The sequence below is a fragment of the Streptomyces sp. NPDC036813 genome, from assembly GCF_055609245.1.
Genome location: NZ_JBVJPV010000010.1, coordinates 1 through 24,738, shown reverse-complemented (window position 1 = coordinate 24,738; position 24,738 = coordinate 1). Strand labels below are relative to the sequence as shown.

Sequence of the window (24,738 nt, the reverse complement as noted above, 5' to 3'; positions counted from 1 at the left end):
GCTCCGCTCCCCCTCAGCCCTTGGCCACGGCGCGCAGCCGGTCCACGACGTCGGCCCGCAGCTCGGCGGGCTCCAGCACCACCACATCCGGGCCGAACTCCACCAGCCAGGCATCCAGGCCGTGCCCGTACGGAATCTCCAACTCGTCCCAGCCGTCGCCGAGTTCCCGCACGGCCGTGGACTTCGCCCGAAGGGGGTACCCGGCGCCGGAACGCAGCCGGATCAGGGCGCTGCGGTCGGCGGTCTCGCCGGCCCAGCTCGCGACGGTCTCGCGGACGGTGACGACGTCGGGCACGGGCGCGGTGAACTTACCGCCGCGGGAGCGCACCTTGCCGGTGATCCGCGACAGCCGGAAGACGCGCTCGGCGCCGCGGTCGCGGTCGAAGCCGGCCAGGTACCAGTGGCCGCGCCAGCACTCCAGCGCCCACGGTTCGACGTGCCGGGTCTCGGGGTGGGCGGCGTTCGCCTTGCGGTAGTCGAAGGCGACGGTGCGGCGGTCGCGGCAGGCCAGCATCAGCGGTTCGAAGGCGGCCTCGTGCACCGGGATGCGCGGCTCCAGCGCGCTGTGCGCCTCATAGGGGTCGACGTCCTCGGGCAGTCCGGCCGCGCGCAGCTTCTGCAGGGCGCCGCTGGCCGCGCCGGCGAGACGGGCCTGCTGCCATACCTTGGCGGCCAGACCGAGGGCGGCGGCCTCCTCGGCGTCGAGGGTGATCGGCGGCAGCCGGTTGGAGTCACGGCGGGCGAGATAGCCGATCTCCCCGTCGAGGCTCTCCACGGTCTCGATGACCAGACCCAGCTCGCGCAGGTCGTCCTTGTCCCGCTCGAACATGCGGTTGAAGGAGTCGTCGGCGCCGGAGGCGCCCTTCTCCGGCCCGAAGGCCGCGCCCCTTCCCGGCCCGAAGGCCTCGACGTAAGCCTCGATGGACTCGCGCAGCTCACGCTTGCTGAGCGGCCGCCGCGTCCCGAGCAGACACAGCGCCAGGTTCATCAGCCGCTCGGCCTTGGCAATGGCCATCGACGCGCTTCGCCTCCCTATGGTCCTTACGATCGATGACCGTACCGCTCCGTGGGGCGATGGCAAAAGCCGAGGGTCCATGCCCGTGCAGGCATGGACCCCATGTGATCAGCTGTGATCGAGCGACGATCAGACCCCGAGCAGGTCCACGACGAAGATCAGCGTCTCGCCGGGCTTGATCGCCGGGGTCGGGCTCTGGTTGCCGTAGGCGAGGTGGGCGGGGATGGTCAGCTGGCGGCGGCCACCTACCTTCATGCCCTGCACACCCTGGTCCCATCCCTTGATGACACGGCCGCCGCCCAGCGGGAAGCGGAACGGCGTGCCGCGGTTCCAGCTGGCGTCGAACTCCTCGCCCGTGCTGAAGGCAACGCCCACGTAGTGGACGGTGACCGTCTGGCCCGCCTGCGCGACCGGGCCGTCGCCCTCCCAGATGTCCTTGATCTCGAGGTCAGCCGGGGGCTCGCCGCCCGGGAAGTCGATCTCGGGCTTGTCGATGCTCACGTCTTGAAGCTCCTGCATATCTACGACACGGAACGCGGACAGTCTGTCATCCCCAGGGTGCCGGCGCCCGCCGGACCCGGCCCGGCACCGCAACACGCCACCGCGCGCGTCTACATCTTCGCCAGGATGTCCACCGTGAACACCATCGTGGAGTCCTTCTTGATGCCGCTGCCCTGCGGCGGGTTGTCGCCGTAACCCAGCGCCGGCGGGACGACGATCAGGACGCGGCTGCCGACCTTCTTGCCGGTCAGGCCCTGCCCCCAGCCCTTGACGACCTGCTGGAGGGAGAAGGACGTCAGCGTCTTGCGGCCATAGGTGGAGTCGAACTCCTTGCCGGTGTCCCACAGCACGCCCTTGTACTGCACGAGCACCGTGCTGTCGGCCTTCAGCGCCTCGCCGTCGCCCTCCAGGACGTAGTTTGCCACGAGCTTCTTCGGCGGGTCCGTCTTGGGCACCTCGATGGACGGCGCCCCGCCGTCCGTGTTCGTCCCGACCTTGGGCAGCGCGGCGTCGTCCTGCGGGACCTTCTTGCCCTGGGCGGAGCTCTTGGCGTTGAACACGTCCTTCAGATCGACCACGAACACCAGGGTGTCGGTGCCCTTGATGCCCGCCTGGGGATTGCCCTGCGCGCCGTAACCCCAGGTGGGCGGGACGGAGAACTGGACCCGGCTGCCCGTCTTCTTGCCGGCCAGGGCGTAGCGCCAGCCGTCGATGATCTGCCCCTGCGCCAGCGGGAGCAGCAGCGGTGTCTTGCGGTCGTAGGAGTTGTCGAACACCTTGCCGGTGTTCCAGATCTGACCGAGGTAGTCCGCCTGGACGTAGTCGTTCTCCGCGACCGTGCGGCCGCTGCCGGTGATCAGCGTCTTCACCGCGATGTCCTTCGACGGCTCGCCGCTGCCCTTGGCGACCGTCGGCTTCTCGCCGAACTTCGTGCCCGCGGTGACCGCCGGCAGCGGACCGGCGACGATCTTCGGACTCGGCGCGGCCGACGGCTGCGACGCCGACGGCGACGGCGACGCGCTGTCGCTGGCCTTGCTCGAGTCGGACTTGTCGTCGCCGCAACCGGCGAGGGTGACCAGTCCGGCGGGTACGGCAATCATCAGGGAACGTCGGCGCACGATAAGGGCCTCGTAATCGGTCGATCTTGTGGATGGCGTGCGCGCAACTCTACGGCGTGAGAAGGGCGCCGTACGGGTAACGTACGGCGCCCGAGTGGCGTTCCGGCATGTCGCCGAAAGCCGGCTCACATTCCCGCGATGAGCTTCTCCACCCGGTCGTCCACCGACCGGAACGGGTCCTTGCACAACACGGTCCGCTGTGCCTGGTCGTTCAGCTTCAGATGCACCCAGTCGACGGTGAAGTCCCGCCGCTGCTCCTGCGCCCGGCGGATGAAGTCACCGCGCAGCCGCGCCCGAGTGGTCTGCGGCGGAACCGACTTGCCCTCGAAGATCTTCAAGTCGTTGCAGATCCGGGCCGCTTGCCCCTTCTTCTCCAGCAGGTAGTACAGGCCACGACGACGGTGGATGTCGTGGTACGCGAGGTCTATCTGCGCGACCCGCGGATGCGACATCGTCATGTTGTGCTTGGCCCGGTAGCGCTCGATGAGCTTGTACTTCATGACCCAGTCGATCTCCGTGCCGATACGGTCGAGGTCCTCGGACTCGATCGCGTCCAGCGTGCGGCCCCACAGCTCCAGCACCTGCTCCACCGTGCCGGTGCGGATACCGCGGCGCTCACAGAAGTCGACGGCCTTCTCGTAGTACTCGCGCTGCACCTCGAGGGCAGAGGCCTCGCGGCCGCTGGCCAGGCGCACCTTGCGGCGGCCGGTGATGTCGTGGCTGACCTCGCGGATCGCCCGGATCGGGTTCTCCAGAGTGAGGTCCCGCATCACCGTGCCCGCCTCGATCATGCGCAGCACCAGGTCGGTCGCCCCGACCTTCAGCAGCATGGTCGTCTCGGACATGTTGGAGTCGCCCACGATGACATGCAGGCGCCGGTAGCGCTCGGCGTCGGCGTGCGGCTCGTCGCGGGTGTTGATGATGGGCCGCGAGCGGGTCGTCGCCGAGGAGACGCCCTCCCAGATGTGCTCGGCCCGCTGGCTGACGCAGTAGACGGCGCCGCGCGGGGTCTGCAGGACCTTGCCCGCACCGCACAGCAGCTGCCGCGTCACCAGGAAGGGGATGAGGATGTCCGCGAGCCGCGAGAACTCCCCGTGCCGGGCCACCAGGTAGTTCTCATGGCAGCCGTAGGAGTTTCCCGCCGAGTCGGTGTTGTTCTTGAAGAGGTAGACGTCGCCTGCGATTCCCTCCTCGTGCAGGCGTCGTTCCGCGTCCACCAGCAGGCCCTCGAGAATGCGCTCTCCGGCCTTGTCGTGGGTGACCAGCTCGATCACGTTGTCACATTCGGGTGTCGCGTATTCGGGGTGAGAGCCCACATCGAGATAGAGGCGGGCACCGTTCCGCAGAAACACATTGCTGCTGCGGCCCCATGACACGACACGGCGGAAGAGGTACCGCGCCACCTCGTCAGGTGACAGACGGCGCTGTCCCCTGAACGTGCACGTGACGCCGTACTCGTTCTCCAGCCCGAAAATGCGGCGGTCCATGAGGGAACATTACGCCCGATCCCCCGAACTGAAACGGGGTTCGACAGCACGATTTGGATCATTTTCCGATGAGGCCGCAACAACCCCTGTCACGGCGGGAGCTGCAAGGACGGTGCGTGTACCCAGCAGAACGAGCAGCGAAACCGCACCGGCGGCACCGGGCACCGCGAATCCCCACAGCGCGCCACCCGCCTGGACGACCGGCCCCGCCAGGCCCGTTCCCACCGACGCGCCCACGGTGAACGTCGTCACCAGCCAGGAGAACGCCTCCGTGACCGTGCCGCTCGGCGCATGCCGGTCCACGATGACGAACGCGCAGGCGATGGACGGCGCCAGGAACACCCCGGCGAGCGCCGTGAGCGCCACCATGGCGACCGCGCCCGGCATCAGCGTCAGCGGCAGGTAACACACCGCCAGAAACGCCACCAGCACCCGCAGTCGCCGCTCCGGCGGGCCCGCCCACTGCCGCGCCCCGTACACCGCGCCACCGGCCAGCGCACCGAGCCCGAGCGCGGCCATCAGCCAGCCGTACACCGCGTCACCGCCATGGCCGTCCGCATACGGCACCGCGGCCACCGTGATGGAGCCCAGCGCCATCCCGATGAACAGGAACGCCGCCAGCAGCGCCAGCAGCCCCGGCGAGCGCAGCGCGCCCAGCCAGTGCGCCTCACGCGGCGCGGAGCGCCACGCGCGCGAGGGCGGCGACAGGACGACGGAGAGCGCGCCGAGGACGCCGAGGGCGCCCAGCACGAGCAGGGCCGCCCGCGCGGACCACAGCGAGACGCACAGCGTCACCAGCAGCGGGCCGACGGTGAACATGACCTCCTGGGCGATCGCGTCCATGGCGTACGCCGTGTGCACCTGATCCTCACGGCGCAGCACGCTCGGCCACAGCGCCCGCAGGCCGCCCTCCAGCGGTGGCGTGAACAGGCCGGAGGCCGCCACAGCCGCGTACGCCAGCGGGGCCGGGGCGATCCCGACGGCGGCGAAGACCGTCATGGCCAGCGCCGAGGCGATCGCGGCGGGCAGCTGGATCCGCGGCTGCCCGTGCAGGTCGACGAGCCGGCCGAGCACCGGCTGACCCACGGCGTTGGCGACGCCGTACACCGCCGCCAGCGCGCCCGCCAGGCTGTACGTGCCGCCCTCGGCGCGCACGAACAGCACGATCGCGATGGCGGCGGTGGCGTTGGGCAGCCGCCCCACCAGCGTGCCCACGAGCAGGCGGGCGGCGTGCCTCGCCCTGAGGATCTCCAGGTATCCCGCGGCCATGTCCGCCCTCCGGCTCAAGTTTTACGTATAACGTCCTGCGTCATACGTACCATGTGCGCAGTTCAGCAGTCCAGACGACGGAAGCGAGCGGACGGTGGCCCGAAGCAGCACCCGCCCCACCAGCCGGGACGTCGCCCAAGCGGCAGGCGTCTCCCAGGCCGCCGTCTCGCTCGTCCTCGGCGACAAATGGCGCGGCCGCGTCTCCGAAGCCACCGCCGAACGCGTCCGCGAAGCCGCCCGCGAGCTCGACTACCGGCCCAACCTCGCCGCCCGCAACCTACGCCTCGGCCGCACCCGCACCGTCCTGCTCGTCGTCCCCGCACTGACCACCGAATTCTTCGCCGGCGTCTACACCGGCGCCGCCCGCGTCGCCGCCGACCACGGCTTCGGCGTCGTCCTCTACCCCTCCCCCGAAGGCATCGGCCCCGCCCGCGACCCCTTCGCCTCCGCCCAGGCCGCCCTCGACGGCGTCCTCGCCTCCTCCATGGCCGCCGACGCCCTCACCGCCATCCGCGGCGACCAGCTCCCCCTCGTCATGCTCGACAGCGACCCCACCGGCAGCCTCGGCGCCGCCACCGTCAACCTCGACATCGCCGACGGCATCCGCCAGGTCACCGAACACCTCCTCGGCCTCGGCCACCGCCACTTCCTCCACCTCGCCGCCGACGTCCCCTCATGGACCTTCGACGTCCGCGCCCAAGAACTCACCCAGCGCATCGCCGCCGTACCCGGCACCTCCCTGCGCACCGCGCCCGCCCCCGCGCCCATCTCCATCGACAGCGCCCTGGCCGCCACCGAAGCAGCACTCGCACCGGCGGAAGCCCGCCCCACAGCGATCATCTGCGACGACGACATGCTCGCCGCCGGCGCCTACAAAGCACTCCGCCGACTCGGCCTGCACGTCCCCGAGGACGTCTCCGTCACCGGCGTCGACGACCTCGGCCTCGCCACCGCCATCGACCCCGAGCTGACCACCGTCCGCCTGGACGCCGAACGCTTCGGCGAACACGGCATGCGCGCCCTCCTCGCCGTCCTCCAAGGCCGCACACCCGACGCCGGAGACATCCCCGTCGAACTCGTCGTACGCGGCTCCACAGCACCACCCAAGACCCCCTGAACACCACTGCGCCCCGGCCGTCGGACGGCCGGGGCGCAGCACACACGCGCGGGTCCTACTCCTCGTCGCTGCTCTCGGCCTCCGTGGCCGTACTGCCCGCCTGCAGCAACCGTCCGAGCTGCGCACCGACGATCCGCTTGAACTTGCGCTGCTGCGGCCGCGTACGGTCCAGCACCGCCACCTCCAGGCGCTCCGCGGGAATCTCCCGCTCCGTACCGTTGGTGTCGCGCGACAGCGCCCGCACGGCCAGCTGCAGCGCCTCCGCCAGACTCATGCCGTCGCGGTGATGCTGGTCCAGGAAGCCACTGATCTGCTCGGCGTTGCCACCGACCGCCACCGAACCGTGCTCGTCCACGATCGAACCGTCATGCGGCAGCCGGTAGATCTGGTCGCCCTCCGGGGTCTCCCCCACCTCGGCCACCACCAGCTCCACCTCATACGGCTTCTCCGCCGCCGACGAGAAGATCGTGCCCAGCGTCTGCGCATAGACGTTGGCCAGACCCCGCGCCGTGACATCGTCCCGGTCATAGGTGTAGCCGCGCAGGTCGGCGTAGCGGACACCACCGATGCGCAGATTCTCGTACTCGTTGTACTTACCGGCCGCGGCAAAGCCGATCCGGTCATAGATCTCGCTGAACTTGTGCAGCGCACGGGACGGGTTCTCACCGACGAACACGATGCCGTCGGCATACTGCATGACAACCAGGCTGCGGCCACGCGCGATGCCCTTGCGGGCGTACTCGGCGCGGTCGGCCATCGCCTGCTGAGGTGAGACATAGAACGGCGTCGACACCGGTTATCCGTCCCTTTCTGTGGAAGTCACTGGATCACCTGACAACAAATCCGGGCCCGGCCCTCAGAGCAGGGCGGCCCGCGGGCCGTCCGGCTGCTCCAGGCGCCGCTGCAGCACCGAACGGGCGATCTCGGAGGACTCGTCGTCGGTGAGCCGGCGGAAACCGTCCTCGGTGATCACGGTGACGATCGGGTAGATCCGGCGGCCGACATCGGGACCACCGGTCGCCGAGTCGTCGTCAGCCGCGTCGTACAGAGCCTGCACCACCAGCGTCGTGGCGTCGGCCTCGGTGAGGTCCTCGCGGTACAGCTTCTTCATCGCACCCCGGGCGAACACCGAACCCGAGCCGGTCGCGGCGAAGCCACGCTCCTCGGTACGGCCGCCGGTGACGTCGTAGGAGAAGATGCGGCCCTTGGCGCGGTCCACGTCGTACCCCGCGAACAGGGGCACCACGGCCAGGCCCTGCATGGCCATGCCGAGGTTGGAGCGGATCATCGTCGACAGACGGTTCGCCTTGCCCTCCAGCGACAGCTGGGCACCCTCGACCTTCTCGAAGTGCTCCAGCTCCAGCTGGAAGAGCTTGACCATCTCGACCGCGAGACCGGCGGTGCCGGCGATGCCGACGGCCGAGTACTCGTCCGCCGGGAACACCTTCTCGATGTCGCGCTGCGCGATGACATTGCCCATGGTGGCCCGACGGTCACCGGCCAGCACCACGCCGCCCGGGAACGTCACGGACACGATGGTCGTCCCGTGCGGCGCCTCGATCACACCCTGCACCGGAGGCAGCCGGCGCTTGCCCGGCAGCAGCTCCGGCTGGTGCTCGGCGAGGAAGTCCATGAAGGAGGAGGATCCTGGCGTCAGGAAGGCAGCAGGTAGACGCCCGGTGCCACGAGAGTTGGCTTCCACGAGGTTCCTTCCAGGTAGGCAGCGGCCCGACGGGCGGCGTCGGGATCGTCTCCCAACTTGCCGATGGCCGAGTTGCAGTTGAAGCACAGTACGCCACGGACCCTACCCGTCGAGTGGCAGTGATCCACATGCACGGCCGGGGCGTTCAAGCAGATCACGCAGAGGCCCATCTGCTCGGCGACCATGGCGTCACGCTCGGCTTCGGTGAGGCCGTAGTGGCGCTTCAGGTGACCGGCGCGCCCCTCAGCCGCGCGACAGGTCTTGCAGCGCGTCGACAATCCGTCGGAAGCTGACGCGTTGCGGTGCCACTCATTCCAGGGCTTGATTTCGCCGCACTTCAGGCAGAGCTTGTGACCTTCCGGCACTTCCACCTTCGGGCGGACCTTCCGGCCCGAGCTCTCCTGGCGAGCCCGGTGATAGTCGGATGCACAGTCGCGGCAGTGCCGCTGCAGCCCGTCAAGATTGGACCGCCTACGGGCGAAGGCTGCGCGCGGCTTGTACTCACCGCACCGCACGCAGCACTTCGACTCATCTTCAGTTGCCAACTCGCACGCCCCCCGAAGCCTTCGAATCGAAGGCTATTCGCCACCCTTCTGAACGAAACTACGCACGAAGTCCTCCGCATTCTCCTCCAGGACATCATCGATTTCGTCCAGGACGGAGTCCACGTCGTCGCTCAGCTTCTCGTGGCGCTCCTTGAGGTCGTCCGAGGCCTGTGCGTCCTGCGCCTGCTCCTCGACCTCCTCCGTGGAGCGCGTGGCCTTCTGCTGGCCGCCACCGGTGTCCTTGGTTGCCATAACCCTCACCCCGCTCTTTCGCCCGACATGGGTCGACAGGTCGGCATTCCTGCCGATCGGTGATGATCAGACCCTACAAGCCGGGTCCGACATCGGCCCCGCAGTTTCCACAACGTGCGGGGGCCACCTCGATGATTCCCGGCCGGGGGCATTTCCACCCTGTTCCGGCCGGGAGGCCGACGAGTACCCTCAGCCGCCCGAGAGCACCCTGACCAGGTCTTCCGCTGTGCGGCAGCGGTCCAGCAGCTCCTTGACGTGATTTCGCGTTCCGCGAAGCGGTTCGAGGGTTGGGACCCGCTGGAGGGAGTCCCGGCCCGGCAGATCGAAGATGACCGAGTCCCAGGAGGCCGCGGCGACGTCGTCGGCGTACTGCTCGAGGCAGCGGCCGCGGAAGTACGCGCGGGTGTCCTCCGGGGGCTTGTGCATGGCCCGCTCGACCTCTGCCTCGTCGAGCAGCCGCTTGATGCGGCCGCGGGCCGCGAGGCGGTTGTAGAGGCCCTTCTCGGGCCGTACGTCGGCGTACTGGAGGTCGACCAGGTGCAGGCGCGCCGCGTCCCAGTCGAGGCCGTCGCGGCGCCGGTAGCCCTCCATGAGTTCGCGCTTGGCGACCCAGTCGAGTTCGCCGGCCAGGCTCATGGGGTCGTTCTCGAGGCGCGTGAGGGTGTCTTCCCAGCGCGAGAGCACGTCCTTGGTCTGTTCGTCGGCGTCCGCTCCGAAGCGTTCCTCGACGTATTTGCGGGACAGCTCGAAGTACTCCATCTGCAGCTGCACGGCGGTGAGTGTGCGGCCGCTGCGCAGGGTGACCAGGCGCTTGAGGGTGGGATCGTGGGAGACCTGGTGGAGGGTGCGGACGGGCTGGTCGACGGCGAGGTCGACCGCGATGAAGCCGTCTTCGATCATGGACAGGACGAGGGCCGTCGTGCCGAGCTTGAGGTAGGTGGAGATTTCCGAGAGGTTGGCGTCGCCGATGATCACGTGCAGGCGGCGGTATTTCTCGGCGTCGGCGTGCGGCTCGTCGCGGGTGTTGATGATGGGGCGCTTGAGGGTGGTCTCGAGGCCGACCTCGACCTCGAAGTAGTCCGCGCGCTGGCTGAGCTGGAAGCCGTGTTCGTGGCCGTCCTGGCCGATGCCGACGCGACCGGCGCCGGCGAAGACCTGGCGGGAGATGAAGAAGGGGGTCAGGTGGCGCACGATGTCCGAGAAGGGGGTTTCCCGCTTCATCAGGTAGTTCTCGTGCGTGCCGTAGGAGGCGCCCTTGTTGTCGGTGTTGTTCTTGTAGAGGTGGATGGGCTGGGCTCCGGGGAGCTGGGCGGCCCGTTCGGCGGCCTCTGCCATGATCCGTTCGCCGGCTTTGTCCCAGAGCACGGCGTCGCGGGGGTTGGTGACCTCGGGGGCGCTGTATTCGGGGTGGGCGTGGTCGACGTAGAGGCGGGCGCCGTTGGTGAGGATGACGTTGGCCAGGCCGATGTCCTCGTCGGTGAGCTGGCTGGAGTCGGCGGCTTCGCGGGCGAGGTCGAAGCCCCGCGCGTCGCGCAGCGGGTTCTCCTCCTCGAAGTCCCACCGGGCGCGGCGGGCCCGGTGCATCGCCGCCGCGTAGGCGTTGACGATCTGGGACGAGGTGAGCATGGCATTGGCATTGGGGTGGCCGGGGACGGAGATGCCGTACTCCGTCTCGATGCCCATTACTCGCCGTACGGTCATGCGGCCCTCCTTGCCCGGCGGCACCCTCGGTCGTAGGCGCCGCTCAAGTACCGCGATTGCTCCGGTGCGTGTGCGGTGCCCCTCCCCGCACTGCGCGTTCGGGCGGTACGGAAGAGCCTAGAACGCCTTTGCGCTGGTGGGGAGATCATTTGCGTCTTTGCCTTGTGTGCTGTGCCCCGGATGTGTCCGGAAAAAACAGCGGGCTGCGGGTACCCGGTGAGGGCACCCGCAGCCGCCCTGTTTTTACAGGTACTGTCCGGTGTTCGCCACCGTGTCGATGGAGCGTCCGGTGTCTGCGCCCTGCTTTCCGGTGATGAGGGTGCGGATGTAGACGATCCGCTCGCCCTTCTTTCCGGAGATCCGGGCCCAGTCGTCCGGGTTGGTGGTGTTGGGAAGGTCCTCGTTCTCCTTGAACTCGTCCACGCATGCCTGGAGGAGGTGGGAGACGCGGAGGCCCTTCTGGTTCTTTTCCAGGAAGTCCTTGATCGCCATCTTCTTGGCCCGGCCCACAATGTTTTCGATCATGGCGCCGGAGTTGAAGTCCTTGAAGTAGAGGACTTCCTTGTCACCGTTGGCGTAGGTGACCTCCAGGAAGCGGTTCTCCTCGGATTCCGCGTACATGTGCTCGACCGCGGTCTGGATCATGGCCTGGACCGTGGCGGACTTGTCGCTGCCGTGTTCGGCGAGGTCGTCGGCGTGCAGCGGGAGGCGCTCGGTGAGGTACTTGCCGAAGATGTCCTTGGCGGCTTCGGCGTCCGGGCGCTCGATCTTGATCTTCACGTCGAGCCGGCCGGGGCGCAGGATGGCGGGGTCGATCATGTCCTCGCGGTTGGAGGCGCCGATGACGACCACGTTCTGCAGGCCTTCCACGCCGTCGATCTCGGCGAGCAGCTGCGGGACGATGGTGTTCTCCACGTCCGAGCTGACGCCGGAGCCTCGGGTGCGGAAGAGGGACTCCATCTCGTCGAAGAAGACGATCACGGGGGTGCCCTCGGACGCCTTCTCCCGGGCCCGCTGGAAGACCAGGCGGATCTGCCGCTCGGTCTCACCGACGTACTTGTTGAGCAGCTCGGGGCCCTTGATGTTGAGGAAGAAGCTCTTGCCGGCGGCCTGGCCGGTGACTTCGGCGACCTTCTTGGCCAGCGAGTTCGCGACGGCCTTGGCGATCAGCGTCTTACCACATCCGGGGGGACCGTAGAGCAGCACGCCCTTGGGCGGCCGCAGTTCGTGCTCCTTGAACAGGTCGGGGTACAGGTAGGGGAGCTCGACGGCGTCGCGGATGGCTTCGATCTGGCCGCCGAGGCCTCCGATGGCCTCGTAGCCGATGTCGGGGACCTCTTCGAGGACGAGTTCCTCGACCTCGCTCTTGGGCACGACCTCGTAGACGTAGCCGGAGCGGGGTTCGAGCAGGAGCGCGTCGCCGGGGCGGATGGTGACGTCCAGCAGCGGCTCGGCGAGCCGTACCACCCGTTCCTCGTCGGTGTGCCCGAGCACCAGGGCGCGCTCGCCGTCCTCGAGGATCTCCTTGAGGGTGACGATGTCGCCGACGCTCTCGTACTCCATGGCCTCGACCACGTTGAGCGCCTCGTTGAGCATGACCTCCTGGCCACGCCTGAGGTCGTCGAGTTCGACGTTGGGGCTGACGTTCACGCGGAGCTTGCGGCCGCCGGTGAAGATGTCGGCGGTGCCGTCCTCGTTGGCCTGCAGGAAGACGCCGAAGCCGGCGGGCGGCTGGGCGAGCCGGTCGACTTCTTCCTTGAGGGCCACGATCTGGTCGCGGGCCTCGCGCAGTGTGTTGGCGAGCCGCTCGTTCTGGGCGGACACGCCGGCCAGGTTGGTCTGCAGCTCGACGATCCGCTCTTCGAGAATCCTCGTGTGTCGCGGAGAGTCGGCGAGCTTGCGTCGCAGGACGGCGATCTCCTGCTCAAGGTAGGCAATCTGCCCGGTCGGGTCGTCGGACCCGCGTCCCGGGCGGATGCCGCGGTCAATGTCGTCGTCGTGGGCTGCCACGGTCCTCACCTCCTCCAAGGGGAGCTGGACGCTTCCAGACCCTACCTGGGCGGGTGTCGATTGAAACCCCTAGATCACAAAGACGGTCGGGGTGTGTCCGATCTTCACCCTTGCGCTCTCCCTCACGCCAGGGGAATACCCACCGAACATGATTGGAAAGCGGGCCCAGGTAGGGTCGAAGTGTTCAACACCCGTCAGAGCCTGCATCGTTCCCGTGCGGCTCGACCGTAAACGGCAGGAGAGGTGAGTCGTGCAGATGGAGGCCGCGTCGGCGGGCGAGGCGCTGGAGGTCTGGATCGATCAGGACCTGTGTACCGGCGACGGCATCTGCGCCCAGTACGCGCCGGAGGTGTTCGAGCTGGACATCGATGGTCTGGCCTACGTCAAGGGTGCGGGAGACGAGCTGTTGCAGGCGCCGGGGGCTACGACGCCGGTGCCGCTGCCGTTGCTGACGGATGTGGTGGATTCGGCCCGTGAGTGTCCGGGTGAGTGCATCCATGTGCGCCGGGTCGGGGACGGGGTCGAGGTGTACGGTCCGGACGCGGAGTGACCGTCCGGACGCCGGGGGTTAAGTCGTCTTCAAGACGCTTTCGAGGGCGGTCTCGCGCGACGCGTGCGTGACCGCCCTGTCGTTTGTCTGATTTCTCACAGCGTCGTGATGTGAGTCACACGCTGTGCGCCTGGGCGGGGGTGGAGCGGACGAACGTGCCGTCCTTCCACTGCCACTTCACGCTTCGGCGTACGTCGGGGCAGCAGGCGGGCACGTCGTCGGACGAGTAGCCGAGCAGGGTGGCGTGCACGGCTCGGTCGTGTACGGCGATGTCGCTGACGTTGGTGCGGTCCTTGGGGTCGGCCAGGGTCGCGACGATGCGGGGCCGGCCGGTGCCGGACGCGTGCGTGAGGACGTAGACGCCGTCGGGCGGGGTGCCCATGGGGGCGTCGCAGTGCACGACGGCGACGGTCTCGGGCCGGTGGTCGCCGTCGAGGTCGCCGGTGGCCTGCTTGACGACGACGGCCTTGACGGGGCCGCAGTCCAGGGGGAAGGCGACGCCGGTGGTGGCGGGGGCGGCGAGGGTGGTGGTTTCCCCGCCCGGTGTCGGGGCAGCCGTGGCCGTGCGGGGTTGCAGCAGGGAGGACAGTGCGACGACGCCGGCGAGGGCGGTGGCGGTCGCGAGCCAGTGGATCGGGCGGGTGTGCGTGTGGGCCAGTTCCGGGACGGCGGATTGCTGCACTAGGAGTGTCTCCTGTGAGGGCTGTGCCGGTGGGGGTGGCCTGCATGGTGCCACACGTCACAGTGCGGCGGAACGGCGGGGTGCGCTCGGGTTCCTCACCGGTGTGACGCGGGTGCAAGACGACGGCGCCGTGGCCGAGTTCCGCGCGGGGAGCGGGAACTGGGCCACGGCGCCGGTGCGTTGCCGTGGTGAGGGCGTGCCTCAGCGGCCGAGGCCGCCGTCGGCGTTGGGGCCGCTGTAGTCCTCGCCGTAGGCGCCCTTGGCGGGGCGGCGGCGGCGCATGGGCGGCTCGACGCCGTCGGCGAGGCGGCGGGCGGTGAGGAGGAAGCCGGTGTGGCCGATCATCCGGTGGTCCGGGCGCACGGCGAGGCCCTCGATGTGCCAGTTGCGGATCATGGTCTCCCAGGCGGTCGGCTCGTTGAAGCAGCCGATCTCCCGGATGGACTCCACGGTCCGGGCGAGCTGGGTGGTGGTGGCGACGTAGCAGCAGACGATGCCGCCGGGCACCAGCGCCTTGGAGACGGCCTCGAGGCACTCCCAGGGGGCGAGCATGTCGAGGATGACGCGGTCGACGTCGGTGTCGGACAGGTTGTCCTGCAGGTCGCCGACGGTGAGCTGCCAGGCCGGGTGCGGGCCGCCGAAGTAGCGTTCCACGTTCTGCTTGGCGATCTCCGCGAAGTCCTCGCGGCGCTCGTAGCTGTGCAGCATGCCCTGGTCGCCGATGGCCCGCAGCAGGAAGCTGCTGAGGGAGCCCGAGCCGACGCCGGCCTCCACGACGCGGGCGCCGGGGAAGATGTCGGCGAAGGCGAGGATCTGCCCCGCGTCCTTCGGGTAGACGACGGCTGCCCCGCGGGGCATGGACAGGACGTAGTCGGGGAGCAGGGGGCGCAGCGCGAGGTAGGCGACGTTGCCGGTGGTGTGGACAACGCTGCCCTCGGGAGCGCCGATCAGTTCGTCGTGCGGGAAGCTCCCCTTGTGGGTGTGGAAGTTCTTCCCGGCCTCGAGCGTGAACGTGTAGTGGCGGCCCTTGGGGTCGGTCAGCTGTACCTGGTCCCCGACCTTGAAGGGCCCGCGTCGGCGGGCGGCACCGGTCGGTTCGGACATGTGACCAGCCTACCGGGGTTTGCGGGGGCCGCGGACCACACCCCGGCCGGGTGAGCGGGGCTCAGGTGGGGCGGGCCATGGCCTTGACGAAGGCGCGCTCGACGTCGGCGGCGGACAGGACGCCGTAGATCTCGCCGGTGTCCTCGACCACGAGGTATTCGGTGGCGGGGGTGGCACGCAGGACTTCCAGGAGGTCCTCGCCGGCCAGTTCGGCGGAGACGCGCATGCCGTCGGTGAGGTCCTGGGCGAGGTTGCTGACGGCGACCCAGGGGCGGCGGTGTTCGGGTACGCCGACGATGGCGGCCTCGCGGACGAGGGAGAGGGGTTCGCCGTCGGTGTCGACGACGACGAGGGCGCGGGCGCCGGCCTCGTTGGCGCGGCGCAGGGCCTCGGAGAGCGGGGTGTCGGTGTGGACGGGGACCGCGCGGCGGGTGAGGTTGCGGGCGCGCAGTTCGGGCAGGTGCTCCCGCAGGCGGGCGACGCGCAGGCTGTTGCCGGCGCCGGTCCAGATGATCGCGGCGAGGATGGCGGCGAGCAGGGCGTCGGTGACGGTGTCCATGCCGACGCTGTCCTCGGCGGTGGAGCCGAGGGCGCCGGACTGGGTGAGCAGGGGCAGGCCGATCAGGACGGAGACGGCGAGGGCGCGGCCGACCCAGGCGGCGGCGATGGTGCCGCTCATGTGCTTGCCGGTGATCTTCCAGACGATGGCGCGGAGCATGCGGCCGCCATCGAGGGGCAGGCCGGGCAGGAAGTTGAAGATCGCCACGATGAGGTTGGAGACCATCAGGCCGGCGAGCAGGACGCCGGGGACGGTGCCGGGCTCGACGGGCTGCATGGCGAGGTAGAACACGCCGGCGAGGACGAGGGAGAGCAGCGGGCCGACGAAGGCCAGTACGAACTCCCGTCCGGGGGTCTCGGCCTCTTTCTCGATCTCGCTGACGCCGCCGAAGAACTGCAGCCGGATGCGGCGCACCGGGAGCTTGAAGCGCAGGGCGGCGACGGTGTGGGCCAGCTCGTGCACGAGCACGGAGGCGTAGAAGGCGACGGCGAAGAAGAGGGAGACGAGGTAGCGGGCGGCGCCGAGGTCGGGCAGCACGCGGTCGAGCTGTCCGCCGAAGACCCAGGTGATCAGTGCGGCGACGAGGAACCAGCTGGGCGCGACGTACACGGGCACGCCGAAGGGGCGGCCCATGAGCAGCCCGCTGCGCGGCTCCGGTGGCCGCGGGGGGCGTCCGCCGGGTCCCGCGTGGGCGTGAGCGCGGTCGGGGTGCTGATCGTGCGGGCCGGCGTGGGGGGTGTGGTGCGTGTGCGGGGCGCTGTGGGGCGCGGGTGGAGTGGGGTGGTGGGGGGCGGGCTCGCGGGGCGTGGAGGGCTCGCCGGGGGCGGGGGTGGGGTGGTCGGCCGCGGGAGTTTCACCGGCGGCGGGGGTGGTGGGCTCGGTCCCGGGCGTCTCACCGGGCTGCGGCCGGTCGGCGGAGTGGGCGGCCGGCTCGTTTCCGGGGTCTTGCCCATGCCGCGGGGCGATCTCGGGGGGCTCGGCGTCGGAGGGCGGCGTGGGGGTGGCCTTCGGCTCGGCCTGGCCGGACGACCCGTGGGGGTCGGCGGGCTCGGGGTGTGCGGGGGCGGCGGGCGGGGTGGGCAGGCCGGTGTGGGGCTCGGCCGCCTCGTCGTCGCCCGACCGCGGCTGCGCGCTCCGGCCGCTCTCGTCCACGGTGTCCCCTCGTTCGAAGCGTCTTCCGAGCCGGCCGGCCGGAAGCGGTCTCGGGTCGATGGTATGCGTCCGTCGCGGCGTGTTCCGCCCCGGCACCCCCTGTGTTCGCCGTGCCGTACGCCACCCGCGGCGCCGCGGGTTGGGTCGCTGTCAGTGGCGGGCCTTAAGGTCTTGGGGCATGGAGACGAGCAGCGAGGGTACGGCCGAGCAGGGCGGCGGCGACACCGGGACGGTGGCGCCGCGGTCCGAGGCGCCAGGCGTGGTGGGGGCGCACGGGCCGCTCGCCGCGACGGTGCCGGGCCAGGAGGCGGGGCGCGGGGTCGCGGCGGCGGACATGCCGTCGATACGGCCCGCAGACGCCGCCTCCCCGGAACCCGCAGCCGCCGCGTCCCCGGAACCCAACGCCCCCGCCGCCTCCCGGGGACCCGCAGATGCCGCTGCCCCGGAGGCCGCCGCCGTCGCGCCCTCGGAGCCCGCCGCCGTTGCGCCTTCGGAGCCCGCCGCGCCCGCCGCCGCGTCCCCGGAACCCGCAGCCTCCGCCGGCACCACGGTGCCCGTGGCCGGTGATGACGTGCTGCCCGTGGCGGCCCTCCCCTCTTCGGAGGACGGGCATCCGGAGGCCGTAGTTCCCGTCGCACCGCGGCCGGACCGTGCCGCTCCCGTCAGCCTGTCGCCCTCCCGCGCCGGTGACTTCATGCAGTGCCCGTTGTTGTACCGCTTCCGGGTCATCGACCGGCTGCCGGAGAAGCCGAGCGCGGCGGCCACGCGGGGCACGCTGGTGCACGCGGTGCTGGAGCGGCTGTTCGACGCCCCGGCGGCCGAGCGGACCGCGCCGCGCGCCAAGTCGCTGATCCCGGGTCAGTGGGAGCGGCTGCGGGAGAGCCGCCCGGAGGTCACCGAGCTGTTCGCCGACGATCCGGACGGCGAGCGGCTCGCGCAGTGGCTGGCGGAGGCCGAGCAGCTCGTGGAGCGCTGGTTCACGCTGGAGGACCCGACGCGTCTGGAGCCGGCGGAGCGTGAGCTGTTCGTCGAGGCGGAGCTGGAGTCGGGGCTGACCCTGCGCGGGATCATCGACCGCGTGGACGTCGCGCCCACCGGCGAGGTGCGGATCGTCGACTACAAGACCGGCAAGGCGCCACGGCCCGAGTACGCCGAGGGCGCGCTGTTCCAGATGAAGTTCTACGCCCTCGTGGTGTGGCGTCTGAAGAACGTCGTTCCCCGGCGGTTGCAGCTGGTGTACCTCGGCAGTGGGGACGTCCTGACCTACGATCCGGTCCTCGCCGACCTGGAGCGGGTGGAGCGCAAGCTGCTGGCGCTGTGGGAGGCGATCCGGCGGGCCACCGAGACCGGTGAGTGGCGGCCGCGGCCGACGAAGCTGTGCGGCTGGTGCGACCACCAGGCGCACTGCCCGGAGTTCGGCGGCACTCCCCCGCCGTATCCGCTGCCGGTGCGTACGGCCGGCTCCGGCGGCGCCTGAGCCGCCGGTCCGCCCCCGAAGGCGCGGGGCGGCCCCGGATGATCGGCGCCGGCTGCCCCGGGGGCGGTCCGGGTGGCGGGTGCAGGGCAGAATGGGCCCGGACGAGCGAAGGAGACTTACGTGGCCATCCGTGTCCTACTGGTCGACGACCAGCCGCTGCTGCGTACGGGCTTCCGGATGATCCTGGAGGCCGAGCAGGACATCGCGGTCGTCGGCGAGGCCGGGGACGGCCTCCAGGCGCTCGACCAGGTGCGCGCCTTGCAGCCCGACGTCGTACTGATGGACATCCGCATGCCCCGCATGGACGGTGTGGAGGCGACCCGGCAGATCACCGGGCCGGAGCGCAACGGCCCGGCGAAGGTGCTGGTGCTGACGACCTTCGACCTCGACGAGTACGTGGTGGAGGCGCTGCGTGCGGGGGCGAGCGGCTTCCTGCTGAAGGACGCGCCGGCGAACGAGCTGGTGCAGGCGATCCGCGTGGTGGCCGGGGGCGAGGCGATGCTCGCGCCGAGCATCACCCGGCGGTTGCTGGACAAGTACGCCACCCATCTGCCCTCCGGCGAGGAGCCGGTGCCGGACACCCTGCACACGCTGACCGACCGTGAGGTCGAGGTGCTGAAGCTGGTGGCGCGGGGTCTGTCGAACGCCGAGATCGCCGCCGACCTGTTCGTCAGCGAGACCACCGTCAAGACGCATGTGGGCCATGTGCTGACGAAGCTGGGCCTGCGTGACCGCGTGCAGGCCGCGGTGTACGCCTACGAGAGCGGTCTGGTGCGACCCGGCGCCCAGTAGACGCCCCCTCCCCGCCTCACGTGAGGGCGCCCCTCCTCCCAGCTGTCCTGGGGGAAGGGGCGCCCTTTCGCTCGTGGGCCCGGTGCTGTGGGCGGAGCCCGGTGCTGTGGGCGGAGCCCGGTGCTGTGGGCGGAGCCCGGTGCTGTGGGCGGAGCCCGGTGCTCAGCCCTTGTGCAGCTCCCAGAAGCGGAACACGGTCGAGGCGTCGAGGCAGGACTCGAGGCCGTAGACGCCGTCGCGTACCACCGCGTACTGCTTGCCCTGCCACACGGGCAGGATCGGCACGTCGTCGGCGACGATGTCCTGCAGCTCGCCGTACTCCTTGCCAGTGGAGGCGCGGTCGCTCTGGGCCGCGGTGCGCGGGATGAGCGTGCCGGTGATGGTCTTGTTGCCGTAGTTGTTGCCCAGCACGTTGCCCTTGCCGAAGAAGGGGGCGGTGAAGTTGTCGGCGTCCGGGTAGTCGGGCACCCAGCCCTTGACGTAGACGCCGTACTTGCCGGCCGCGATGTCCTTCTCGTACTGGTCGAAGGCCACCGACTTCACGTCGGCCTCGAACAGTCCGCTGGCGTTGAGCTGGCCGGCTATCGCCTTCAGTTCCGCGTCGGTGGCGGGGCCGTAGCGGGCGGGCGTGGACCACAGGGTGAGCTTGACCTTGCCGGTGATGCCGGCGGCGCGCAGGGCGTCCTTGGCCTTGGCCTTGGAGGGGCGGGCGCCGTAGGTGTTGAAGAAGGACGTGGTGTGGCCCGCGATACCGGCCGGGATGATCGAGTACAGGGGGGTCGCGGTGCCCTGGTAGACGTCCCGGATGAGGGTGTCGCGGTCGAGGAGGTGGGCGATGGCCTTGCGCACGCCGGCCTTCCCGGCGACCGGGTCGTTCATGTTGAAGACCAGGTGCTGGACCTCGGCGCTGCTGCCCTCGACCACCTCGACGCCCGAACTGCCGCCGCTCTTCTGGATGTCGGCGATGTCGGCCGCGCTCAGGCCTCGGTAGGCGGCGTCGACCTTGCCGTCGAGGAGGGCCTGCTTCAGGGCGCTCTGGTCGCCGTGGAAGAACTTCAGCGTGACGCCGGAGTTCTTCACCTTGGCGGTGCCCTGGTAGTTGCCGTTGACCGAGAAGACGGCCTCTTCGTCGTTGAAGGAGTCCAGCTTGTACGGGCCGGAGCCGACGGCCTTGCTGTCCTTGCGCAGGCCGTTCGCGTCGTACTGGCTGTGGTCGACGATGGATCCGGCGCCCGAGGCGATCTTGCTGGGGAAGGTCGCGTCGGAGGTCTTGAGCTGGAAGACGACCGTCTTGTCGTCCGGCGTCTCCACCGAGGCGAGCGAGGGGAACATGACCGCCGGGCCGGCCGGGTCGTTGATCTTCAGCATGCGGTCGAAGGAGAACTTCACGTCCTTCGAGGTGAGCGCGTCACCGTTGCTGAACTTCAGGTCGTCCTTGAGGGTGCACCGGTAGACCTGGGCCTGGGTGTCGGTGAAGCCGCACTGCTTCGCCGCTTCGGGCTGCGGCTCGGTGGCTCCCTCCGGGAAGCTGAGCAGCGACTGGAAGACGTTGTTGAACAACAGCCAGGAACCGGGGTCGTAGCCCGAGGCGGGGTCCGTGGCCAGGACGTCGTCGGACATCCCCATGACCACGGCGGACCCGGTGCCCCCGGAATCGCCGTTCTCCGTTCCGCATCCGGTCAACAGGCCGGAGGCCAGCCCGGCCACGATGGGCAGGACCGGCCACTGGTTGCGCATGTTCACGTACGTGTGCCTTGTCTTCGGTTCTCCGTCAACCCGGGGCCCTTCGACGGGCCCCGGGCACGGGGTGCGTCAGCCGCTCACACCGCGGCCGAGCTCCCACAGCTGCAGGGTCGAGGTGTTGTTGAGGGCGTAGGCGGTGCCCGTGATGTCGTCGCGCGCGGCGACGTACTGCTTACCCTGCCACAGCGGCAGAACGGGTACGTCGTCGGCCACGATGTCCTGGATGTCCGTCAGACTCCGCGCGGCGGCGAGGCGGTCGGCCTCGCGCCGGGACTGCGGGATCAGGTGGTTGATGATCTCGCTGTTGCGGTACGGCGACTTGAGGAAGTTGTTCTTGTCGAGGAACGGCGCGAGGTAGTTGTCGGCGTCCGGGAAGTCCGGGAACCAGCCCATGCCCCACACGTCGTAGGCGCCCTTGCGCTCGGCCGGGACGAAGGCGTCCCAGGACGTGCCCTGGATCTGGACGTCGAACAGACCGCTGGAGTTGAGCTGCTGCTGGAGCACCTCGAACTCCCGCTTGGTGACCGCGCCGTAGTGGTCGGTGGTGTAGTGCAGGGTCAGCTTGACCGGGGTGGAGATGCCGGCCTTCGCCAGCAGCGACTTGGCCTTGGTGGCGCTGGGCTCCCCGTACTTGTTGAAGAACGCGTTGGAGTGGCCGGTGACGGTCGCCGGGACCAGCGAGTACAGGGCCTCGGCCTGGGTGCCGTACACCTGGGAGACCAGGGCGGCGCGATCGACGACCTGGGCGACGGCCTGGCGCACCGCCTTGTCCTTGACGGACGGGGCGTCGGTGTTGAAGGCGAGGTAGCGGATCTCCAGGCCGGGCATGCCGAGCAGGTCGATGTTCTTGCCGGAGCCGCCCTGCAGCTTGCGCACCTGGTCCGGGGCCATGGTGCGGCTCATGAGGTCGATGTCGCCCTTCTCGAGCGCTGCACCCATGGCGTCGGCGCTGTCGAAGGAGTCCAGCTCGACCTTGTCGTTGTTCACGGTCAAGGACCCCTTGTAGTCGGGGTTCTTGGTGAAGACGGCCTTGGTCATGGAGTCGCCGCTGGTCTCGGCCTTCAGGGTGTACGGCCCGGAGCCGTCCACCGTGAACCCTTCGCGCAGCTTGTCCTTGGGGTAGTCGGCGGGGTCGACGATGCCCGCGACGGGGGTGGACAGCTTGTAGGGGAAGGTCGCGTCGGCGGTCTTCAGGTGGAAGACGACCTCCTTGTCGCCCTGCGTCTCGACGGTGTCGATGGTGGACAGCAGGGCCGCGACTCCGGAGTCGGCCTGGATGGCGCGGGCCCGGTCGATGGAGTACTTCACGGCGTTCGCGGTGACGGCGTCCCCGTTGGCGAAGGTCAGTCCGTCGCGCAGCTTGCAGGCGAAGCGCTCGTTGCCGCTGTCGGTGAAGCCGCAGCTCTGGGCCGCCTCGGGCACCGGCTGGCCGCCGCCCTTGGGCAGGGTCATCAGGGTCTGCACGGTCTGGCGCAGGATGTTCCAGCTGCCGACGTCGTAGGCGTAGGCCGGGTCGAGCGGCGCCGGGGCGTCCTTCGTGGCGGTGAACCGGTCCGTGGTGCCGACGACGATGGCCTTCCCGCCGCTGCTGCTGCCGTCGGTCCCGCCGCATGCGGCGAGCACGGGGGCGAGCAGGCCGGCCATGGCCGGCAACACCAAAGTCTTGCGGTTCATGCTCGAGTTTCTCCAGAGCGTCTGACTCCGTGTATCCGGCATGCAGGGGTGGCGCAGCGGAGCACGGGGGTAAGGGGCGATGTTCTCGCGATGAGATTAGTCCGCGCCCGCGGGGCGGTTCGCGGGCCGTGGAGCCGGGACCCCATCACGCTGCGAAACCGGGCGGGGACACAACGAAAACCCGACAGGGGAAGGATTCGTGCAGGGTTTCATCAATCGGGACACAAGGGTGCGCCCCGCGGCCGCTGTTGGGGGTGAACGGCAGCGGGTCCACCCCTCTCCGCCCCTGCCGGGCGTGGGGAACGTCACACGTGCGTTGGGTGTGCGGGGGTGCAATTCACCCCGGACGCGCGCCGTGAATTTCCGCCGGAGCGCCCCTGTCGCCGACGAGTGGAATTTCCCCGCCAATGGGCGGGACACGCTGGGTGAACGGTTACCGCATTTCCGTCATCAGGCCGCGCAGAAAAGCGAGATCGACTTCTTCCAGCGAGGTCACGACGGTGCGCCGGGCGGCCGGGCCGATGGGGGCCACGGAGGGCACCACGACGACGTGGCAGCCCGCGGCCTCTGCTGCCGCGACGCCGGTCGCGGTGTCCTCGACGACGGCGCAGCGCGTCGGATCGACGCCCAGGCCGGCTGCCGCGAGCAGGTAGGGGTCGGGGTGCGGCTTGGTGCGGGAGACCTCGTCGCCGGCGATGCTCAGCGAGAAGTGGTGGGGGCCGAGCGTGGTCAGCACACGGTCGATGATGCGGCGGTGGGAGGCGGAGACCAGGGCCGTCGGCACGGCCTGCTCGTGCAGCTCCGCCAGCAGCCGGGCGGCGCCCGGCATCAGCGGCAGCGCCTCGCCGATACGGTCCTCGAAGCCCTGGTTGAGCAGGACGGTCAGCTCGGCGAGGGGGATGTCGGCACCCGTCGCCTCGATCAGGAACCCCGCGCTGCGGGTCATGGGACCGCCGACCACGACATGGCGCCATGCGTCGTCGAGGGCATGGCCGAGGGCGGCGAACACCTCGACCTCGACGTCCCACCAGAAACCCTCGGTGTCCACCAGGGTGCCGTCCATGTCGAGGAGCACGGCCTGCAGTGCGGAGCCTTCGGCCGTCTTGGTACCGAGCGCGGGGACCGTCGTCGTCATCCGGCGTACCTCCTTGGGGACGATCAGGCCGGTTCCCGACGGGAACCGGCCTGCGGTGGACCGACCAGTGTACGACGCTTTCGATCGACATGCCCAAGATGCGGTCACGGGCTGTCGAACGGGGTCACCGTGCGTTGAAGTACTTCGCCTCCGGGTGGTGGATCACGATGGCGTCCGTGGACTGCTCGGGGTGGAGCTGGAACTCCTCGGAGAGGTGCACGCCGATGCGCTCGGGCTGGAGCATGTCGGCGATCTTGGCGCGGTCCTCCAGGTCGGGGCAGGCGCCGTAGCCGAGCGAGAAGCGGGCCCCGCGGTACTTCAGCTCGAACATGCCCTCGATCTCGGCCGGGTCCTCCCCGGCGAAACCGAGCTCGGAGCGCACGCGGGCGTGCCAGTACTCGGCGAGGGCCTCCGCCAGCTGGACGGACAGGCCGTGCAGCTCCAGGTAGTCGCGGTAGGCGTTGGCCTCGAAGAGGCGGGCGGTCTCCTCGCCGATGCGCGAGCCGACGGTGACGACCTGGAAGCCGACGAGGTCGGTCTCCCCCGACTCCTCCGGACGGAAGAAGTCGGCCAGGCACAGCCGGCGGCCGCGACGCTGGCGCGGGAAGGTGAAGCGGGTGCGCTCGTTGCCGGCCTCGTCGAGGACGATGAGGTCGTCGTCCTTGGACACGCAGGGGAAGTAGCCGTAGACGACGGCCGCCTCCAGCAGGTTCTCCGTCTGCAGTCGCTCCAGCAGGCCGCGCAGCCGGGGCCGGCCCTCGGACTCGACCAGTTCCTCGTAGGTGGGGCCCTCGCCGGTGCGGGCCTGCTTCAGCCCCCACTGGCCCTTGAACAGTGCGCCCTCGTCGAGCCAGGAGGCGTATTCCTTGAGCTGGATGCCCTTGATGACGCGGGTGCCCCAGAACGGCGGGGCGGGCACCGGGTTGTCGGTGGCCACGTCGGAACGCACATGACCCTCCTCGGGCCGTTCCTCGACCTGGACGGTGGCCGCCTTGACCCGGCGCTGCTTCAGTTCGGGCAGCTTCGCGCCGGGCACCCCGCGCTTGATCCCGATCAACGCGTCCATCAGGCGCAGGCCCTCGAAGGCGTCCCGGGCGTAGCGGACCTCGCCCTGGTAGATCTCGTGCAGATCCTGCTCCACATACGCGCGGGT

22 protein-coding genes are annotated in these 24,738 nt (G+C 69.9%); 4 read left to right on the top strand and 18 right to left on the bottom strand.

What is annotated here, in order from left to right:
• Window positions 1-13: 13 nt before the first annotated feature.
• The 5 genes from ACZ67Q_RS21185 to ACZ67Q_RS21165 form a co-directional block, all read right to left on the bottom strand.
• Window positions 14-1,015, bottom strand: a complete 1,002-nt coding sequence (locus tag ACZ67Q_RS21185; RefSeq protein WP_471184285.1) for a helix-turn-helix transcriptional regulator — start codon at window positions 1,013-1,015, stop codon at window positions 14-16.
• 129 nt (window positions 1,016-1,144) lie between these two features.
• Entirely contained in the window at window positions 1,145-1,516 is a 372-nt protein-coding gene (locus ACZ67Q_RS21180; protein WP_019754140.1) for an FKBP-type peptidyl-prolyl cis-trans isomerase, read from the bottom strand.
• Window positions 1,517-1,626: 110 nt separating this feature from the next.
• On the bottom strand, window positions 1,627-2,634 hold the full coding sequence (locus ACZ67Q_RS21175; RefSeq protein WP_471184283.1) for an FKBP-type peptidyl-prolyl cis-trans isomerase: 1,008 nt from the start codon (window positions 2,632-2,634) through the stop codon (window positions 1,627-1,629).
• Between the two features lie 125 nt (window positions 2,635-2,759).
• Window positions 2,760-4,121 (bottom strand): Pup--protein ligase, encoded by a 1,362-nt coding sequence (gene pafA / locus ACZ67Q_RS21170; protein WP_019754142.1) that lies wholly within the window; start codon window positions 4,119-4,121, stop codon window positions 2,760-2,762.
• A gap of 9 nt (window positions 4,122-4,130) precedes the next feature.
• Window positions 4,131-5,390 carry an MFS transporter gene (locus ACZ67Q_RS21165; RefSeq protein WP_471184280.1) on the bottom strand — a complete coding sequence of 420 codons (1,260 nt, stop codon included), beginning with the start codon at window positions 5,388-5,390 and terminating at the stop codon, window positions 4,131-4,133.
• A gap of 94 nt (window positions 5,391-5,484) precedes the next feature.
• Here ACZ67Q_RS21165 and ACZ67Q_RS21160 point away from each other — a divergent pair, with 94 nt between their 5' ends.
• Complete coding sequence (locus ACZ67Q_RS21160; protein ID WP_471184278.1) at window positions 5,485-6,507, top strand: LacI family DNA-binding transcriptional regulator; 1,023 nt, start codon at window positions 5,485-5,487, stop codon at window positions 6,505-6,507.
• Between the two features lie 55 nt (window positions 6,508-6,562).
• On the opposite strand, the gene prcA is transcribed toward ACZ67Q_RS21160, so the two are convergent.
• The 6 genes from prcA to arc all read right to left on the bottom strand — a co-directional run bounded on the left by prcA (window position 6,563) and on the right by arc (window position 12,717).
• Window positions 6,563-7,300 carry a proteasome subunit alpha gene (prcA, locus tag ACZ67Q_RS21155; protein ID WP_469814548.1) on the bottom strand — a complete coding sequence of 246 codons (738 nt, stop codon included), beginning with the start codon at window positions 7,298-7,300 and terminating at the stop codon, window positions 6,563-6,565.
• A gap of 63 nt (window positions 7,301-7,363) precedes the next feature.
• Window positions 7,364-8,209, bottom strand: a complete 846-nt coding sequence (gene prcB / locus ACZ67Q_RS21150; RefSeq protein ID WP_471184275.1) for a proteasome subunit beta — start codon at window positions 8,207-8,209, stop codon at window positions 7,364-7,366.
• Complete coding sequence (locus ACZ67Q_RS21145; RefSeq protein ID WP_471184273.1) at window positions 8,161-8,754, bottom strand: endonuclease VII domain-containing protein; 594 nt, start codon at window positions 8,752-8,754, stop codon at window positions 8,161-8,163. The genes prcB and ACZ67Q_RS21145 overlap by 49 nt, the downstream gene beginning before the upstream one ends.
• Window positions 8,755-8,787: 33 nt before the next feature.
• Complete coding sequence (locus ACZ67Q_RS21140) at window positions 8,788-9,006, bottom strand: ubiquitin-like protein Pup (protein WP_363296689.1); 219 nt, start codon at window positions 9,004-9,006, stop codon at window positions 8,788-8,790.
• A gap of 189 nt (window positions 9,007-9,195) precedes the next feature.
• The gene (gene dop, locus ACZ67Q_RS21135) at window positions 9,196-10,707 is read right to left on the bottom strand and encodes a depupylase/deamidase Dop (protein ID WP_471184270.1); all 1,512 of its coding nucleotides are present in this window, start codon (window positions 10,705-10,707) and stop codon (window positions 9,196-9,198) included.
• A gap of 243 nt (window positions 10,708-10,950) precedes the next feature.
• The gene (gene arc, locus ACZ67Q_RS21130) at window positions 10,951-12,717 is read right to left on the bottom strand and encodes a proteasome ATPase (protein ID WP_471184268.1); all 1,767 of its coding nucleotides are present in this window, start codon (window positions 12,715-12,717) and stop codon (window positions 10,951-10,953) included.
• Window positions 12,718-12,973: 256 nt separating this feature from the next.
• Here arc and ACZ67Q_RS21125 point away from each other — a divergent pair, with 256 nt between their 5' ends.
• Window positions 12,974-13,267, top strand: a complete 294-nt coding sequence (locus ACZ67Q_RS21125) for a ferredoxin (protein ID WP_471184839.1) — start codon at window positions 12,974-12,976, stop codon at window positions 13,265-13,267.
• Window positions 13,268-13,382: 115 nt separating this feature from the next.
• Here ACZ67Q_RS21125 and ACZ67Q_RS21120 read toward each other — a convergent pair whose 3' ends face one another.
• The 3 genes from ACZ67Q_RS21120 to ACZ67Q_RS21110 form a co-directional block, all read right to left on the bottom strand.
• Window positions 13,383-13,949 (bottom strand): hypothetical protein, encoded by a 567-nt coding sequence (locus ACZ67Q_RS21120; protein WP_471184265.1) that lies wholly within the window; start codon window positions 13,947-13,949, stop codon window positions 13,383-13,385.
• 201 nt (window positions 13,950-14,150) lie between these two features.
• A complete protein-coding gene (locus ACZ67Q_RS21115; RefSeq protein ID WP_471184262.1) occupies window positions 14,151-15,053 on the bottom strand; it encodes a tRNA (adenine-N1)-methyltransferase in 903 nt (300 codons plus the stop codon).
• A 61-nt stretch (window positions 15,054-15,114) separates the two neighbouring features.
• Window positions 15,115-16,764: a site-2 protease family protein gene (locus tag ACZ67Q_RS21110; protein ID WP_471184259.1), complete on the bottom strand. Its 1,650-nt coding sequence runs from the start codon at window positions 16,762-16,764 to the stop codon at window positions 15,115-15,117.
• A 571-nt stretch (window positions 16,765-17,335) separates the two neighbouring features.
• Here ACZ67Q_RS21110 and ACZ67Q_RS21105 point away from each other — a divergent pair.
• Both ACZ67Q_RS21105 and ACZ67Q_RS21100 read left to right on the top strand, forming a co-directional pair.
• Window positions 17,336-18,241, top strand: coding sequence for a RecB family exonuclease (locus ACZ67Q_RS21105; protein ID WP_471184836.1), 906 nt, complete (start codon window positions 17,336-17,338; stop codon window positions 18,239-18,241).
• 120 nt (window positions 18,242-18,361) lie between these two features.
• Complete coding sequence (locus ACZ67Q_RS21100) at window positions 18,362-19,033, top strand: response regulator transcription factor (RefSeq protein ID WP_361625498.1); 672 nt, start codon at window positions 18,362-18,364, stop codon at window positions 19,031-19,033.
• Window positions 19,034-19,195: 162 nt separating this feature from the next.
• Here ACZ67Q_RS21100 and ACZ67Q_RS21095 read toward each other — a convergent pair whose 3' ends face one another.
• The 4 genes from ACZ67Q_RS21095 to ACZ67Q_RS21080 form a co-directional block, all read right to left on the bottom strand.
• Entirely contained in the window at window positions 19,196-20,776 is a 1,581-nt protein-coding gene (locus ACZ67Q_RS21095; RefSeq protein WP_471184256.1) for an ABC transporter substrate-binding protein, read from the bottom strand.
• Window positions 20,777-20,845: 69 nt separating this feature from the next.
• Window positions 20,846-22,450: an ABC transporter substrate-binding protein gene (locus ACZ67Q_RS21090; protein WP_471184253.1), complete on the bottom strand. Its 1,605-nt coding sequence runs from the start codon at window positions 22,448-22,450 to the stop codon at window positions 20,846-20,848.
• A gap of 433 nt (window positions 22,451-22,883) precedes the next feature.
• Window positions 22,884-23,585 carry an HAD family hydrolase gene (locus ACZ67Q_RS21085; RefSeq protein WP_471184251.1) on the bottom strand — a complete coding sequence of 234 codons (702 nt, stop codon included), beginning with the start codon at window positions 23,583-23,585 and terminating at the stop codon, window positions 22,884-22,886.
• A 124-nt stretch (window positions 23,586-23,709) separates the two neighbouring features.
• On the bottom strand, window positions 23,710-24,738 hold a 1,029-nt coding region (locus ACZ67Q_RS21080; RefSeq protein ID WP_471184248.1), incomplete at its 5' end, for a vitamin B12 dependent-methionine synthase activation domain-containing protein.